General features: G+C 69.5%; 11 protein-coding genes. 2 read left to right on the top strand and 9 right to left on the bottom strand.

Annotation, left to right across the window (positions count from 1 at the left end; all coding sequences use genetic code 11):
- Nucleotides 1-53 precede the first annotated feature (53 nt).
- The 4 genes from ACIBEI_RS37190 to ACIBEI_RS37175 all read right to left on the bottom strand — a co-directional run bounded on the left by ACIBEI_RS37190 (nucleotide 54) and on the right by ACIBEI_RS37175 (nucleotide 4,465).
- Nucleotides 54-1,595 (bottom strand): DUF4153 domain-containing protein, encoded by a 1,542-nt coding sequence (locus tag ACIBEI_RS37190; protein WP_398894919.1) that lies wholly within the window; start codon nucleotides 1,593-1,595, stop codon nucleotides 54-56.
- A 598-nt stretch (nucleotides 1,596-2,193) separates the two neighbouring features.
- The gene (locus ACIBEI_RS37185; RefSeq protein ID WP_398894918.1) at nucleotides 2,194-3,105 is read right to left on the bottom strand and encodes an ADP-ribosylglycohydrolase family protein; all 912 of its coding nucleotides are present in this window, start codon (nucleotides 3,103-3,105) and stop codon (nucleotides 2,194-2,196) included.
- Between the two features lie 12 nt (nucleotides 3,106-3,117).
- On the bottom strand, nucleotides 3,118-3,777 hold the full coding sequence (locus ACIBEI_RS37180) for a histidine phosphatase family protein (RefSeq protein WP_398894917.1): 660 nt from the start codon (nucleotides 3,775-3,777) through the stop codon (nucleotides 3,118-3,120).
- An 82-nt stretch (nucleotides 3,778-3,859) separates the two neighbouring features.
- Complete coding sequence (locus ACIBEI_RS37175; RefSeq protein WP_055617265.1) at nucleotides 3,860-4,465, bottom strand: YdbC family protein; 606 nt, start codon at nucleotides 4,463-4,465, stop codon at nucleotides 3,860-3,862.
- 154 nt (nucleotides 4,466-4,619) lie between these two features.
- Between ACIBEI_RS37175 and ACIBEI_RS37170 the strand changes: the two genes are divergently transcribed.
- Complete coding sequence (locus ACIBEI_RS37170; protein WP_398894915.1) at nucleotides 4,620-5,153, top strand: TerD family protein; 534 nt, start codon at nucleotides 4,620-4,622, stop codon at nucleotides 5,151-5,153.
- A gap of 73 nt (nucleotides 5,154-5,226) precedes the next feature.
- Here ACIBEI_RS37170 and ACIBEI_RS37165 read toward each other — a convergent pair whose 3' ends face one another.
- Both ACIBEI_RS37165 and nrdR read right to left on the bottom strand, forming a co-directional pair.
- Nucleotides 5,227-8,121 (bottom strand): vitamin B12-dependent ribonucleotide reductase, encoded by a 2,895-nt coding sequence (locus ACIBEI_RS37165; RefSeq protein ID WP_398894914.1) that lies wholly within the window; start codon nucleotides 8,119-8,121, stop codon nucleotides 5,227-5,229.
- A 148-nt stretch (nucleotides 8,122-8,269) separates the two neighbouring features.
- A complete protein-coding gene (gene nrdR, locus ACIBEI_RS37160) occupies nucleotides 8,270-8,821 on the bottom strand; it encodes a transcriptional regulator NrdR (protein WP_189841084.1) in 552 nt (183 codons plus the stop codon).
- A 520-nt stretch (nucleotides 8,822-9,341) separates the two neighbouring features.
- Here nrdR and lexA point away from each other — a divergent pair.
- Nucleotides 9,342-10,121: a transcriptional repressor LexA gene (lexA, locus tag ACIBEI_RS37155; RefSeq protein ID WP_055617269.1), complete on the top strand. Its 780-nt coding sequence runs from the start codon at nucleotides 9,342-9,344 to the stop codon at nucleotides 10,119-10,121.
- 114 nt (nucleotides 10,122-10,235) lie between these two features.
- Here the strand turns inward: lexA and ACIBEI_RS37150 are convergent, their stop codons facing one another.
- From ACIBEI_RS37150 to ACIBEI_RS37140, 3 genes are all read right to left on the bottom strand, one after another.
- Nucleotides 10,236-12,254: an ATP-dependent DNA helicase gene (locus ACIBEI_RS37150; RefSeq protein ID WP_398894912.1), complete on the bottom strand. Its 2,019-nt coding sequence runs from the start codon at nucleotides 12,252-12,254 to the stop codon at nucleotides 10,236-10,238.
- A gap of 64 nt (nucleotides 12,255-12,318) precedes the next feature.
- Entirely contained in the window at nucleotides 12,319-14,277 is a 1,959-nt protein-coding gene (locus ACIBEI_RS37145) for an IucA/IucC family protein (RefSeq protein WP_398894911.1), read from the bottom strand.
- 57 nt (nucleotides 14,278-14,334) lie between these two features.
- Nucleotides 14,335-15,207 (bottom strand): GNAT family N-acetyltransferase, encoded by an 873-nt coding sequence (locus tag ACIBEI_RS37140; RefSeq protein WP_398894910.1) that lies wholly within the window; start codon nucleotides 15,205-15,207, stop codon nucleotides 14,335-14,337.
- Between the last annotated feature and the right edge of the window lie 9 nt (nucleotides 15,208-15,216).

Here is a 15,216-nt window from a genome sequence, read left to right as displayed (position 1 = left end):
GTCCGTCGACGAGGACTCCTCGCGGGCGTGTACGCGGTCGTGCGCGCCCCGCCTCAGCGGTACGCCAGCTCGGTGCCCAGTTGGTTGCACACGTTCCAGTCGGCGTCGGGGGACAGCGGCCGTCCGTCGAGGATGTCCCGGGCGCGAGCCTCGCCCAGGCTCGTCGCATACCAGGACTCGTCCGCCCCCGCCAGGTCCCGCGCGATGGGCTGAAGGGCACAGGAACGCAGCGGCTCATCAAGTTTGTCCAGAGCCGGTACGGCGTCGGCCGACAGCCCGCGCGCGTAGTCGAGGTCGAACGAGCCCTTCGCCTCATACCGCTGGACGTTGCGCTCGGCGATCAGAGCGTCCGGCGACACCAGCCCGAAGGCGAGCACCCCCGCGGCGGCGCTCGCCAGGACCGCACGCGGCAGCCAGCGGGCGCCCCACACGCCGGCCGCCATGATGAGCACGATGACGAGACCGAGCCAGAGCTCCACAGTCACCACGGAGATCCTCAGCCGCGTCAGCCCGTACGCCTCCACGTACATGTCCATACGCCGCACCGCCGACGCCACGACGACGAGCGCGAGGACGCAGAGGGTTCCGAGGACGGCACGCACCAGCGTCCAGTCGCCGGAGCTGTCACGAGGGGCCCAGCGCAGGGCGAAGACGATGACGAGCAGCGTGAGGAGCGTGACCAGCAGCAGCTGCCAGAAACCCTGACGCGCGTACTCGGCGTACGTCTGGCCCGTCTTCTCCAGTACGGCGTCGTAGCCGCCGAACAGGACGGCGAGCTGGACCGCGTTGAAGACCGCGAAGAGCGCGGCGAGCACGATCAGGGGCAGCGCCCACTCGACGCGCCCGCGAGGGCGTCCCACCGGGACCTCGACGCGGTCCCACTGAACAGGTGCGGCGGCCGTGTGCGCCACCATGAGCGCCCCGACCACTCCGATCACGAACAGGACGAAGTGCCACGGCCCTCCGGAGACCGACGCGTCCGGCACGAGACCGCCGAGAAGGTCCGCGAAGGCGGCGTCCGCCCCGGCGAAGAGCGCGCCGAAGACCACCAGCAGGACCCCGGCAACGGCGAGTGCGCGCAGCACCGGGCCCACGTTGCCGCGGGCGCCGCCGGACCGCTCCCGCAGGCCGCTCCAGCCCCAGCGGGGACCGGTGACCAGCGAGGTGTAGAGACCGATCGGGCCGAACAACACTCCTGTCCAGGTGCGACCGCCGTGCAGGGCGAGCGAGCCCGCCGCCACGGCGGCCAGGACGGCCAGGAACGACGGCCAGTCGGCGTCGCGAAGCGCCGGCACACTCAGCAGGGCAAGCCCTCCGACACCCCACACCAGCGTCCAGCGGTGCGGTCGCCGGCCCGCTGCCTGAGCCGCGTAGTACGCGCCGAGTGCGGCCGGTATCGCCACCAGCAGGAGGTTGAGTGCCAGGCCGTCGCCGAGCAGGAGCATGCTGAGGACGCCCGTGGCGAGGGCGGCCCAGAGCGTGGCATCGCGGATGGGGGCCGGGGGCTCGGCCTGGACGCCGGCGAACCAGGACTCGACGACGGGGCCGTCCCACTCTTCGTCCTCGTCGAGGTCCCGCGTGTCCACGTCCCGCATGGCGGCATCGCGATTCTCGGAAGCGGTCGCACCTGAACCCGTCCCGCCTGAATCGGGACCACTTGAACCGGGCCCACCTGGACCGGCCCTGCCCGAACCGGACCCGCCTGAACCGGACCCTCCGGAGTCACCCCGCACGGAGCCGCCCTTCGAGAGCGCGTCACCGGTACGGGCCGCGGGCACCTCGGCCGCGGGCGCCTCCGGCCCCTCAGGCACCTCGGGCTCATCGGCATCGGCATCGGCATCGGCGCCGGGCTTCACCACTGAATCCTTCGAGGCCGACCCTCTCGGCTCGGCCTCGGACGGCGTGTCGGACACGGGACCCCCTCCCGACCGGTCCGGGCAGCGCAGCTCGTGGCCGCCGCGGAAGCCCAGGGACCGGTGTCTCGTCGGCGCACGCCCGTGATCATCAACGGGCGGCGTGGCGGAAAGGTTAACCGTGGGACACGCGGCGCAGCCGGTCACCAGGCCTCTGTGGCAGGGCTGTGACAGTGGCGACGCTTGGGGCGGGAGGAAACGGGCAGGGACGGCGCCCTCGCCGACAGCCGATCGTGAGCCCTACGCCGCAGACCCGTCCAGCCGCCCTAACCCACAGCGCTCAGCCCGCGACCCTCACCGACAGCCACTCCGGAAGCGCCTCGGTCCGCTCGACCCATTCCGTGGGCGGCGTTCCGGCCTTCCCCGCGGCCACGACACCTCCGACGATGGCGCAGGTCGTGTCCATGTCGCCGCCGACCTGGGCGGTCGCCCAGAAGCCCTCTTCGTAGTCACCGAGGGCCCGCGCCGCCGACCACAGGGCGAACGGCACGGTGTCATGCGCGGTCGTACGCCGCCCGCAGCCGAGGACCGCGGCGACGGTCGTCGTATCGCCGTAGTCGAGCATGTCCCGGGCGCGCCGCAGACCGGCTTCCACCGCGCTGCGCGGCACCAGGGCGATGACGCCGTCGAGCAGCGCCCCGGGGGGCGGCGGGCCGCCCGGCGCGGCGGCCAGCGCGGCTGCCGCGGCCACGGCCATGGCGCCGACCACGGCTTCGCGGTGCTGGTGCGTGGGGTAGGCCGAGATCTCGGCCTGGTGCGTGGCCTGCTCCGGATCGTCCGCGTACCAGGCGCCCAGGGGAGCGATCCGCATCGCCGCGCCGTTCCCCCACGAGCCCTGTCCCTTGAAGAGGGCCGAGGCCAGCTCGCGCCAGTCGCCACCCTCCCGGACCTGCCGCAGCAGCCGGTTTACCGCAGGGCCGTAGCCGCGGTCGAAGTCGTGGTGCTCGGCGAAGGAGCGGGCCAGCGCGTCCTGGTCGATACGGCGGTGGACGGCCAGAGTGGCCACTACGGAGGAGGCCATTTCCGTGTCGTCGGTCCACTGCCAGGGGCCCGGCGGCAGCCCGCGGCGCTTGAGCAGCGGATAGTTCGCGGGCACGAAGAACTGCGAGCCCAGCGCGTCCCCGACCGCGAGTCCGCGCAGGCTGGCCAGGGCGCGGTCCAGGCGCCCGTCGGGAGAGGAGTCAGCGGTCATCGCCCTGCCACTCTATCCGGTGACTCCGTACGGTTCCGGATCACGCCAGCGTTCGAAAGGACGGTCAAGGGTGTACTTGCCGTCCTCCCCGAGAACGAGCATGCGCACCTCCGCGTTCCCCGGGTTCGACAGCGACTCGAATTCCGCGACCGTCCAGTGGAACCAGCGCATGCAGAACAGCCGCATGGCGAGGCCATGGGTCACGAGGAGCACGTTCGGCGGGTGATCCGGGGCCTCGAAGCTCCGGAAGAGGCTCTCCAGGAAGCCGCCGACCCGGTCGTACACATCGGCACCGGACTCGCCCTGCGCGAAGCGGTAGAAGAAGTGCCCGTACGCGTCGCGATACGCCTTCTGCAGCCGTACGTCGTCCCGGTCCTGCCAGTTTCCCCAGTCCTGTTCGCGCAGCCGCGGCTCCTCGCGCACGCGTACCTGCCCGGGGTCGAGACGGAAGGCCCGGAAGGTCTCGTGCGTGCGGCGGTACGGGGAGACGTAAACGCTTACGCGCTCGTCACCGAGGACCTCTCGGATCCGCGTACCCGTCTCCTCCGCCTGCCGCCACCCCTTCTCGGTGAGCGCCAGGGCATGGTCGGGTTCACGTTCGTACACCGAGTCATCGGCATTGCCCACCGACTCGCCGTGCCGGACAAGGACGATGCGCCGTGGACGTGCCATACCGAAACCCTAGATCGAGTTACGCCCGATCGAGCACTCGTACGGGCTCCATACGGCACAGGTCACATAAATCGCGCGCGTCTCAGACCGTCCAGGACGGTTCCAATTGGACGATGTCGCCCGTGAGCGCCGCGACGTCGGCCTCCAGCTGAGCCCGCAGGGCGAGCCGCTCCACCCGCTCGGCCCGGTATTTGCCGTGCTCGGCGGCCGACTGCCACATGGACAGGACCAGGAACTCGTGGCCGGGCGCCTCACCGAACAGGCCCCTCACCATTCCGGGCGAGCCGGCCATCGCCGGGTTCCACACCTTCTCCTGCATCAGCGCGAAGTGCTCGGCGCGCTCCTCGTGGACGCGACAGTGCGCCACCCGGACCAGATCGGTCTCCGTGAAGCGCGGCTCGAAGCCGGTCTTCACGTCGAAACGGTGATCGAAGAGTTTGCTCTGCGCGTCCTTGAAGGTGCCCGACTGGGCAGCGGCCAGCCGGTCATGGGAGCGCGCCATGAAGGAGTCGTAGAAGGCACGGCTCTCCCAGAAGGCGAAGATGTGGGCCACTCCGGGCCTTCCCCGGCTCCAGCCCCCGCCCTGCCCCCGGAAACCCGGCTCCCCCAGAAGTCCCGCCCATTTCCGCTGCCCCCGTTCAAAACCGCGGCGGTCCACCACGGTGCAGCGAATCCACTTGACCAGCACCGCGCCATCGTACGGCCCAGGAACGTGGCGTCGGTCACGCTCGGGCGGACTGTGGCCGCCCGAGCGCCCCCATGTGCGTGGCACGATGGGCAACACGCCTCACCTGCCAGGCAGTTGAGGCGCCCGACACAGGGTGACCACGAGGGGAGAACCGGTGAACGGCCTCAACAAGGGCATCAACAAGGTCGAGATCTCGGTGAAATGGGATCCCAGTCCCGCAGGCGAACCGGCCACCGATCTCGACATCGTCGCCGCCACCTACCTCGCGACCGACACACACAAGGACCCTGACTACGTAGTGCACTTCGACAGCCGCTCGCCGGACGGCACGATCTATCTCAACCGGGACAGCAAGGACGGCAAGGGCTTCGGCTGGGACGAGGTGATGACCCTGGAGCTCACCCGCCTCGACAAGCGGTACGCGCGCGTGGTCGTCGGCGTCGCCATCCAGCAGCGCTCCGGACGGTCGACCTTCGTCGGCGTGCACAACCCGGGCCTGCGGATCCGCGAGGGCTACAACGTCCTGGCCGAGGGTGATTTCGGCAGCGTTCTGGGGTCGACGGCCACCACGGTCGCGGACTTCGTACGCGACGACTCCGGGGAGTGGACCTTCCGATCGGACATCCGCGGCTTCGACGCCGACCCGGCGACCTTCGCCAGGATCATGGGCAGCGCCCAGGAGTCCTGACCCCCACGACACACTCATGCACGCCGAAGGGGCGGTACGGCCGGTGGCCGTACCGCCCCTCACGGTTTGTGGATCAGCTGCAGCCGCTGGTCGAGCCGCAGCCCTCGCAGATGTAGCAGGAGCCGGCCCGCTGCATCTTCGTACCGCAGGAGAAGCACAGGGGGGCGTCCGCCTGGATGCCCAGCTGCATCTCCACCAGTTCGGCGCTGGTGTGGGCCTGCTGCGGGGCGGGCTTGGCCGCCTCGACCGCGGCCTTCGGCGTGGCGACGGCCTTCAGCTCCTGCGCGCGGGGCGCGGACTGGGCGAGACCCTCGACGTCCAGCTCGTCGTCGGTCGGCTCGTACGAGCCCGTCTCCAGGTGGCGCTGACGCTCGTCGGCGGAGTGGATCCCGAGCGCGGAGCGCGTCTCGAAGGGCAGGAAGTCGAGCGCCAGGCGGCGGAAGATGTAGTCGACGATCGACTGCGCCATCCGCACGTCCGGGTCGTCCGTCATACCGGCCGGCTCGAAGCGCATGTTGGTGAACTTCGAGACGTACGTCTCCAGGGGCACGCCGTACTGCAGGCCTACGGAGACGGCGATCGAGAAGGCGTCCATCATGCCCGCGAGGGTGGAGCCCTGCTTGGACATCTTCAGGAAGACCTCGCCGAGACCGTCGTCCGGGTAGGAGTTGGCGGTCATGTAGCCCTCGGCGCCGCCCACCGTGAAGGAGGTGGTGATGCCGGGACGTCCCTTGGGGAGGCGCTTGCGGACCGGGCGGTACTCGACGACCTTCTCGACCGCGGTACGGATGGTCTCCTCGGCCTTGGCGGTGACCTCGGCCTTCTCCTTCTCCTTGGTCTTCGCGGAGAGGGGCTGGCCGACCTTGCAGTTGTCGCGGTAGATCGCGAGCGCCTTGACGCCCATCTTCCACGCCTCGAAGTAGACCTCTTCGACGTCCTCGACGGTCGCCGACTCCGGCAGGTTGACCGTCTTGGAGAGCGCGCCGGAGATCCACGGCTGGATCGCGGCCATCATGCGGACGTGGCCCATCGCGGAGATGGAGCGCTCGCCCATGGCGCAGTCGAAGACCTCGTAGTGCTCGTGCTTGAGGCCCGGGGCGTCGACGACATTGCCGTGGTCGGCGATGTGGGCGACGATCGCCTCGATCTGCTCCTCCTGGTAACCCAGGCGGCGCAGGGCCTGCGGGACGGTGCCGTTGACGATCTGCATCGAGCCGCCGCCGACCAGCTTCTTGAACTTGACCAGCGCGAGGTCGGGCTCAAGACCGGTGGTGTCGCAGGACATCGCGAGACCGATGGTGCCGGTCGGGGCGATGACCGAGGCCTGCGCGTTGCGGAATCCGTTCTTCTCACCGAGGCGCAGCACGTCCTGCCAGGCCTCCGTGGCCGCGGCCCAGACCGGCGAGTCCAGGTCGTCCACACGGACGGCCACGGCGTTGGCGTCGGAGTGCTGCTTCATGACCCGCTGGTGCGGCTGCGCGTTGCGGGCGTAGCCGTCGTACGGGCCGACGACCGCGGCGAGTTCGGCGGAGCGCTTGTACGAGGTGCCGGTCATCAGCGAGGTGATGGCGCCCGCGAGGGAGCGGCCGCCGTCGGAGTCGTACGCGTGGCCGGTCGCCATCAGGAGGGCGCCGAGGTTGGCGTAGCCGATGCCCAGCTGGCGGAAGGCGCGGGTGTTCTCGCCGATCTTCTGCGTCGGGAAGTCCGCGAAGCAGATGGAGATGTCCATCGCGGTGATGACCAGCTCGACGACCTGCGAGAAGCGCTCGACCTCGAAGGACTGGTGGCCGAGGCCGTCGTCCTTCAGGAACTTCATCAGGTTCAGCGAGGCGAGGTTGCAGGACGTGTTGTCCAGGTGCATGTACTCGCTGCACGGGTTCGAGCCGTTGATCCGGCCGGACTCCGGGCACGTGTGCCAGGCGTTGATGGTGTCGTCGTACTGGATGCCGGGGTCGGCACAGGCCCAGGCCGCCTCGGCCATCTTGCGGAAGAGCTCCTTGGCGTCGACCTCCTCGATGACCTCGCCGGTCATGCGGGCACGCAGGCCGAACTTGTCGCCGTTCTCCACGGCCTTCATGAACTCGTCGTTCACGCGGACCGAATTGTTGGCGTTCTGGTACTGGACGGACGTGATGTCGTCGCCGCCCAGGTCCATGTCGAAGCCCGCGTCGCGCAGGGCGCGGATCTTCTCCTCTTCCTTCACCTTGGTCTCGATGAAGCCCTCGATGTCGGGGTGGTCGACGTCGAGGATGACCATCTTGGCCGCGCGGCGGGTGGCGCCGCCCGACTTGATCGTTCCTGCGGAGGCGTCGGCACCGCGCATGAAGGAGACGGGACCCGAGGCGTTGCCGCCCGAGGAGAGCAGTTCCTTGGAGGAACGAATCCGGGAGAGGTTCAGGCCGGCGCCCGAGCCGCCCTTGAAGATCATGCCCTCTTCCTTGTACCAGTCGAGGATCGACTCCATGGAGTCGTCGACGGCCAGGATGAAGCAGGCGGAGACCTGCTGGGGCTGGGGCGTACCGACGTTGAACCACACCGGGCTGTTGAAGCTGAAGATCTGGTGCAGGAGGGCGTAGGCCAGCTCGTGCTCGAAGATCTCGGCGTCGGCGGGCGAGGCGAAGTACTTGTTGTCCTCGCCGGCCTTCCGGTACGTCTTCACGATGCGGTCGATGAGCTGCTTGAGGCTCACCTCGCGCTGCGGGGTGCCCACAGCGCCGCGGAAGTACTTACTGGTGACGATGTTGACCGCGTTCACCGCCCACTCGGCGGGGAACTCGACGCCACGCTGCTCGAAATTGACCGAGCCGTCGCGCCAGTTGGTCATGACGACGTCACGGCTCGCCCACTCGACCTCGTCGTACGGGTGCACACCCGGAGTCGTGTGGATCCGCTCGATGCGCAGTCCCTTGTTCGCCTTCGTCCCCTTGGCTCGGGAACTCCGTGCCGGACCGCTCGCCGTCTCTGTCATGCCGCCTCCCTGTATCGGGCTAAAACGCCCAGAAGTGCCTCGTTCTTCCCGTGGCACGGTGTGTGTCTGAATGCCACGAGCTCCGCGTACGCGTCCGCTCGCAACAGGTCTGTGGTCGCCGCCGTCCGGGCCGGGCAGGCCCCTCTCGTCAGTCGGCGGCGCTGGCGGGCACGGGGACTTCGACAGTCCCTCCGGACCCGCGGTCGATTCCCTGGCATCCCTCGCCCGCGTCTTCGTCGGCCGCGGCGGGGTGCTGCGTCTCTTCCCTGAGTTCAGTGATGGCGGCCTCGAAGTCCTCCAGCGAGTCGAACGCCCGGTACACGGACGCGAAGCGCAGATAGGCGACGAGGTCGAGCTCCTGCAAGGGGCCGAGTATGGCCAGTCCCACGTCGTGGGTGGTCAGTTCGGCGCTTCCGGTGGCCCGCACCGCCTCCTCGACCCGCTGGCCGAGCTGAGCGAGCGCGTCCTCCGTGACAGGCCTTCCCTGGCACGCCTTGCGCACGCCGTTGATGACCTTGGTACGACTGAAGGGCTCGGTGACTCCGGACCGCTTGACCACCATGAGCGAGCACGTCTCCACGGTCGTGAAACGACGGGAGCAGTCGGGACACTGGCGGCGCCTGCGGATCGACGTACCGTCGTCCGTCGTACGGCTGTCGACGACACGGCTGTCGGGGTGCCTGCAGAAGGGGCAGTGCATCGGACTCCAACCCTCCTTCACAAGCACGACTCAATAGCCTCGTCAGGGCCCTTGAGCCCCTCGAAGCAGCCCCCAGCATAGGCGATGACCATGGGTCCGGAAGACCGGGGGACCACAACTTCTGGGCTGCTGTTGCAATCCAACCACTAGATGTGGGGATTGGCTCGTAAATTCACACCCGGCGCGCGTGTCGCACCGTATTGGCATGTGCCGCACGGCCATACCCGTGAGAGGCGTACGGAGATACGGTGGGCGCCGCAGGGGCAGGGGGCCGGTTCCCGGCCGAGGGAACACCTGGTGGCAGACTGACCCTCGCCCCGCTCAGGCCCACAAGGCCATCGCCCCGGCGGTGAAGAGTACAGCAATGAGCGCTTTTGTCCGCCCGGTGCAGCGTTAGCCATACACCCAGACACGTGATCGCGTCAGGCCATCCACACTTTTTCACTCGAACGTGTGTTTGGCGCAACCTTTCGAAAGCAACTACCGTTGTCCAGCAGGGAGACGAACGAGAGGGGCCGACGTGACCACCACCGCAGACAGTGCCACCATCACTGCCCAGGACCGCTCCCAGGGCCGATTTGAGCCGGTGCATGCCATGAATGAAGTGAACCAGGAGGGGCCCAAGCCCACACGCTCCCTGCCGGGCCGACCTCCAGGTATCCGGGCGGACAGCTCGGGACTCACCGACCGGCAGCGCCGGGTGATCGAGGTCATCAGGGACTCTGTGCAGCGGCGCGGATACCCGCCGTCGATGCGGGAGATCGGACAGGCCGTCGGCCTCTCCAGCACCTCCTCGGTCGCACACCAGCTGATGGCACTGGAGCGCAAGGGCTTCCTGCGCCGCGACCCGCACCGACCGCGGGCCTACGAGGTGCGGGGATCCGACCAGTCCACCGCGCAGCCCACCGACACGGCGGGCAAGCCGGCCGCGTCGTACGTCCCGCTGGTCGGCCGGATCGCCGCCGGTGGCCCGATCCTCGCCGAGGAGTCGGTCGAGGACGTGTTCCCGCTGCCCCGGCAGCTGGTGGGTGACGGCGAGCTGTTCGTCCTGAAGGTCGTCGGAGACTCGATGATCGAGGCCGCGATCTGTGACGGAGACTGGGTGACGGTCCGCCGTCAGCCGGTCGCGGAGAACGGCGACATCGTGGCGGCCATGCTGGACGGCGAGGCCACGGTCAAGCGCTTCAAGCGCGAGGACGGCCACGTGTGGCTGCTCCCGCACAACTCCGCGTACCAGCCGATCCCCGGCGACGAGGCGACCATCCTCGGCAAGGTCGTGGCGGTACTGCGGCGGATCTGACTCCGCCCCTGACCGGGCCCCGGGACCCCTGCGCCGGTTCCGGGGCCCTGTGCTGTCCCCACGTGCGCACGTCAGTGGGCTGCTCCGGCCGAGACCGGGGCAGCCCACTGACGTCTACGCCTCTGCCTTCGCCTCTTCGGTCGTCTGTTCCGCTGCTACGTTCTGTTCCGCCTCCTTCGCCACCTCGTCGATGGCGGCCAAGGACCTGCGCACCTGGTTACGGTCCGTCGTGAACCAGAAGTCGGGCAGTGACGCCTTCAGATAGCTGCCGTAGCGTGCCGTGGCGAGCCGCTGGTCCAGCACTGCGACCACACCGCGGTCCCCCGTCGCCCGTACGAGACGGCCGGCGCCCTGGGCCATCAGCAGGGCCGCGTGGGTGGCCGCGACGGCCATGAAGCCGTTGCCCCCGGCGTCCTCGACCGCCTTCTGGCGGGCGCTCATCAGCGGGTCGTCGGGGCGGGGGAAGGGGATCTTGTCCATGACGACCAGCTGGCAGCTGGCGCCCGGGACGTCCACGCCCTGCCAGAGCGAGAGCGTGCCGAAGAGACAGGTCTTCGGGTCCGCCGCGAAGTTCTTGATCAGCTCGCCGAGTGTCTCCTCGCCCTGGAGCAGGATGGGGAACTCCGGGATGCGGGAGCGCAGTTCCTCGGCGGCGAGTTGGGCTGCCCGCATCGAGGAGAACAGGCCGAGCGTGCGGCCGCCGGCTGCCTGGATCAGCTCGGTGAGCTCGTCGAGCATGTCCCCGCGGTCACTGTCGCGCGCGGGCCGCGCGAGGTGCTTCGCGACGTACAGGATGCCCTGCTTGCCGTAGTCGAACGGTGAACCGACGTCGATGCCCTTCCAGGGCGGGATGTCCTCGCCCTGGACGCCTTCCGGGGCCAGGCCCAGTGAGGCACCCACGCCGTTGAAGTCGCCGCCGAGCTTGAGCGTGGCCGAGGCCAGGACGACGGAGCGGTCCGTGAACAGCTTCTCGCGCAGGAGGCCCGACACGGACATCGGGGCGACCCGCAGGGAGGCACCGAAGCGGTCGTGCCGCTCGTACCAGACGACGTCCCACTCAGAGCCGTTCGTGATCCGCTCCGCCACGTCGTGGACCGACTCCACGGAGGCGAGGGCCTGTTTGCGGACCGCGTCCTCGTCGCTGACGGACTTGTCGCGAGTCGCGCCGATCGCCGAGATGACCGTACGCGCGGCGTCCCGCAGGGCCATCAGCGCGTACCCGAGATCCTCGGGGACCTCCTCCAGGCGGCCGGGCAGAGCGAGCTCCATCAGGCGCTCGAAGCCCTCGGCGGCTGTCTGGAGCTGGTCGGCCGCCTTCTCGTTGACGAGCTTCGCGACGCGGCGCACGGCGCGGTTGACCTGGCCCGGGGTGAGCTCGCCGGTCGCGACTCCGGTGACGCGGGAGACCAGCTCGTGCGCCTCGTCCACGATCAGCACCTCGTGCTGCGGGAGGACCGGGGCGCCTTCGATGGCGTCGATCGCGAGGAGGGCGTGGTTGGTCACGACGACCTCCGCGAGCTTGGCGCGCTCGCGGGCCATCTCGGCGAAACACTCCGCTCCGTAGGCACACTTCGAGGCGCCCAGGCACTCCCTGGAGGACACCGAGATCTGCGACCAGGCCCGGTCCGAGACACCGGGGGTGAGATCGTCGCGGTCGCCCGTCTCGGTCTCGTCCGCCCAGTCCCGCATCCGCAGCAGGTCCTGGCCCAGCTTGCTGGTGGGAGCTGCCGCCTCGAACTGGTCGAAGAGGCCCTCCTCCTCGTCCTGCGGGACGCCTTCGTGAAGGCGGTGCAGGCACATGTAGTTCGACCGGCCCTTGAGCATCGCGAACTCGGGGCGGCGGCGCAGCAGCGGATGCAGCGCGTCCACCGTGCGCGGCAGGTCCCGCTCCACGAGCTGGCGCTGGAGCGCCAGGGTGGCCGTCGCCACGACCACCCGCTCCCCGTGCGCGAGCGCGGGCACCAGGTATCCGAGCGACTTTCCGGTACCCGTGCCGGCCTGGACCAGCAGATGGGAGCCGTCGTCGATGGCCTGCTCGACGGCTTCGGCCATGGTCACCTGGCCAGGGCGCTCCGTACCGCCGACGGCTGTGACGGCGGCATGCAGGAGTTCGGGGAGTGAGGGCTCTGTCATAGCCCGACCACCCTACGGGGCGGCACTGACAACCGGGCGATCAAGGCCGAGGCGAGGGACGCGATCATGGCTGGTGCAGAGGGTTCGGAACGGTGCCGTGCACGGCGGCGTGCGGGCGCTGGGGGCGGTCACGGTAGCCGTCCAGGTGCAGTCGGTTGCGGTTGAGGCACAGCCGCTCGATACGCGGAGTGAGCAGGTCGAACGTTTCGTAGCGCTCCTTGAGCTCGGGAAAGAGCCTGTGGTGACGGAGGATCTCCGCCCGGACGAGCGACCAGAACTCGGCCTCCGGAACACCCACTTGTGCCTCGCAGAGCGGTGCCAGATAGCGGAAGACGCCGACGAAGAGCCCTGAGTGGATGAACTGCGTGAGGAAGGCGGCCGGTTCCGTGAGCAGAACGGCCCTTACGTCGTCCGGCATGGACGCGTGCTCAGGAAGCCGCTCGGCGCTGACGTTCACGTCGTCCACGAAGTCCTTCACCGCGAGTCGGACGGGTACATCGTGGTCGTCGAAGACAACGATCGCGTTCTCGCCATGTGGGCTGAACACAGTGCCGTAGCGGTAGAGGAAGTGCAGCAAGGGCGGCAGCAGCGCGGCGAAAAGACGGCGCAACCAAATCCGCGGGGCCAGCCCGGAGCGCTCGACGAGCTCTGCCGTGAAGGCGCGGCCGTCGGGGTCGGTGTGCAGCAGAGCGGCCAAGGTGCGGGCACGTTCGCCGGGCGCCAGATGGCGGCAGAGCGGCTCACGCCAGATCGCGCCGAGCAACTCCTTGTACTGGTACGGGACTTCCGGAAGGGTGTCGTACACGGGGTGCCCGACCGTGACGGACGCGACCTCGCCGAGAAGGATGACCCCGCAGGTGTCGCGCAGGAAGGGGTCCGCGTCTCGCAGGCCGTGCATCCAGGCGGTGACGGCCGGTGCCGCGAGTGTGCGTTCCGTCGGAAGGCCGCGCCACACCAGGGTGTTGAGGACGGACAGCGGCAGTTTGACGGTGTGCCGGTCCGGGCGTGAGGTGTTGAGGAAGGTACGGACCGACTGCTGGGGCAGGCGTAAATCGGCGTCCGGGGGCAGCGGCACGATGGCTCCGGCGGCGACGGAGGGTGCGAAGAGCGGCAGCACGACGTCGTTCCACTGCCAGGGGTGCACCGGCAGGTAGAGGTACGACCCCGGCGTGAGCCCACGCGCGCGTAGTGCGGCGTCGTAGGACCCCCTGGTGGCTGGGTCCAGTTCGCGCGCGTAGAGCTCGTCCGCGGTCTCCAGGCCCGCGACGCCTTTATATGTGGCCAGCGATGTGTGCACCGCGATCCACGGCAGGGCCGTCCCTCTGCGGCCCTCGGGTGCCCAGTGGGCGGCGTCCGTGGCGGAGAATCCGAGGCGGCCTTTGTTGAGGACGATCCAGGGGTGGCCCGTCTGATGGCCTTCCAGCTCGGCGTATCCGAGGTCCGCGAGCCGGGCGGCGGGCAGAGCTGTGTGGTCGAGGCGCGCGTCGGCCGCGAGTGTGGTGGTCAGTTCCCTGATGACATGCCCGAGGGTGGCGCCGTCGAGCCCGAGGGTGGCGCGGGCGCGGGTGAGGAAGTCGAGGGGGTCGGTGTAGGGGCGTGCGGATTCCGGTCCCGCGGTCTCGCCGGTCGCTCCCGTTGCCTCGGTCAAGGTGAGTGAAGAGGGATCGACCTGCCAGCTGTCGTACGCGCCGCGGCGGGCGCGGAAGGCGATGGTGCCGCCGGCATCGAGGCGGAGGGTGTACGAACACTCTTCATCGGCGGCTGCGACGGGCGGCGAATCGTCTCCTCTGGGGTCCGGGGCTCCGGCCGGTGCCGTGGTCTCGGTGGGACAGGGGGCTGCTTCGGCCGCACTGGGGCGGCTTCCGTCCGCCTCGGGTACCAGGATCTCCTCGTGCGCGAACTCCCCGATCATCTTGGCGAGCAGGCGGCGCCCCGCTCTTTCCCATCGCTCCGGGCTCAGTTCGGGCGGGTCGTAGAGCAACGACGGCTCTCCGGGAGTCGGGGCGGCGGACGGGTTCGGCACGGGGACTCCTCGACTGGGAACCTGATCGGGGCGAGCGGTGTACTAAAAGTGACGGCGCTACAACAGATCGCGCAGGGCCCGGTCCCTGACCATGAGGGCTGCCTTCTTGTCGGGCAGATCGACCTCGGCGGAGAACCGGAAGCCGGCACTGAGAAAGGCGGACACGGAGGGGATGTTGCGGAGGTCGGGTTCAGCGATGACGCGTGCGCATGAGGGACGACGGTCGAGGACAAGATCGGAGACGGCTCTGAGCAGAGTCGTGCCGAGTCCACGCCCGCGATTGGCGACACCACCGATGAGGAGGTGGATACCGGTGTCGTGGAGGCGGGCGGGGTAGTGACGGGCCAGGGGGTCGAGGTCCGCCCGGTAGATCTCCCAGTAGCTCATCGGCGTGCCGTCCAGCACGCCGAGGCAGGGGACGCTGCGTCCGTCGCCGCCGAGCTGGGCCCGCAGGTGGTCCTCGGTCGCCGTCCCGGGTCCGGAGAGCTCCCAGAAGGCGGCCACGGCGGGGTCGTTCATCCAGCGGCTGATGAGCGGGAGGTCTCGGTCGAGGTCCACGGGGACGAGGTGGAAGACGCCTGCGGCGGTGGCGGTCGGTCCCCAGTCGCCGACGCGGTCGAGGAGGTCGTCACCGGCCGGGGCGACCGGGGTGGGCCACGCTGTGCCCGGCGCCGGGCCGACCGTGCTCCGGCCCCCGCCGTTCCGCTCTGCCCGTTCCGCGGCTCCCACAGCCGCTTCGGCGTTCGCTCCTCCGGCCGCCCGGCCCTTCGCTCCCCCGGCCTTCTCGGCCTTCTCGGCGAAGAGCGCGAGGAGTTCGTCGGGCAGGCGCAGATCGAGGGTGTCCTCGGTGTCCGCGCCGGGACCCGTGTCGCTGCCGGCGGTGGTGTAGGGGGCGGTACCGGCGTCGGTGCTCGCATCGGTGGGAGGCACGGCGACGCT

The organism is Streptomyces sp. NPDC050988, from assembly GCF_044456225.1.
Taxonomy (GTDB): domain Bacteria; phylum Actinomycetota; class Actinomycetes; order Streptomycetales; family Streptomycetaceae; genus Streptomyces.
Note: the sequence above shows the minus strand (reverse complement) of the source record. Positions and strands in the feature narration are given on the sequence as shown.

Bases quoted from the DNA above. Each gene is read 5' to 3' on its own strand.
- ACIBEI_RS37190 (WP_398894919.1), bottom strand. From the start codon at position 1,595: ATGCGGGACGTGGACACGCGGGACCTCGACGAGGACGAAGAGTGGGAC.
- ACIBEI_RS37185 (WP_398894918.1), bottom strand. From the start codon at position 3,105: ATGACCGCTGACTCCTCTCCCGACGGGCGCCTGGACCGCGCCCTGGCC.
- ACIBEI_RS37180 (WP_398894917.1), bottom strand. From the start codon at position 3,777: ATGGCACGTCCACGGCGCATCGTCCTTGTCCGGCACGGCGAGTCGGTG.
- ACIBEI_RS37165 (WP_398894914.1), bottom strand. From the start codon at position 8,121: ATGACAGAGACGGCGAGCGGTCCGGCACGGAGTTCCCGAGCCAAGGGG.
- nrdR (WP_189841084.1), bottom strand. From the start codon at position 8,821: ATGCACTGCCCCTTCTGCAGGCACCCCGACAGCCGTGTCGTCGACAGC.
- ACIBEI_RS37150 (WP_398894912.1), bottom strand. From the start codon at position 12,254: ATGACAGAGCCCTCACTCCCCGAACTCCTGCATGCCGCCGTCACAGCC.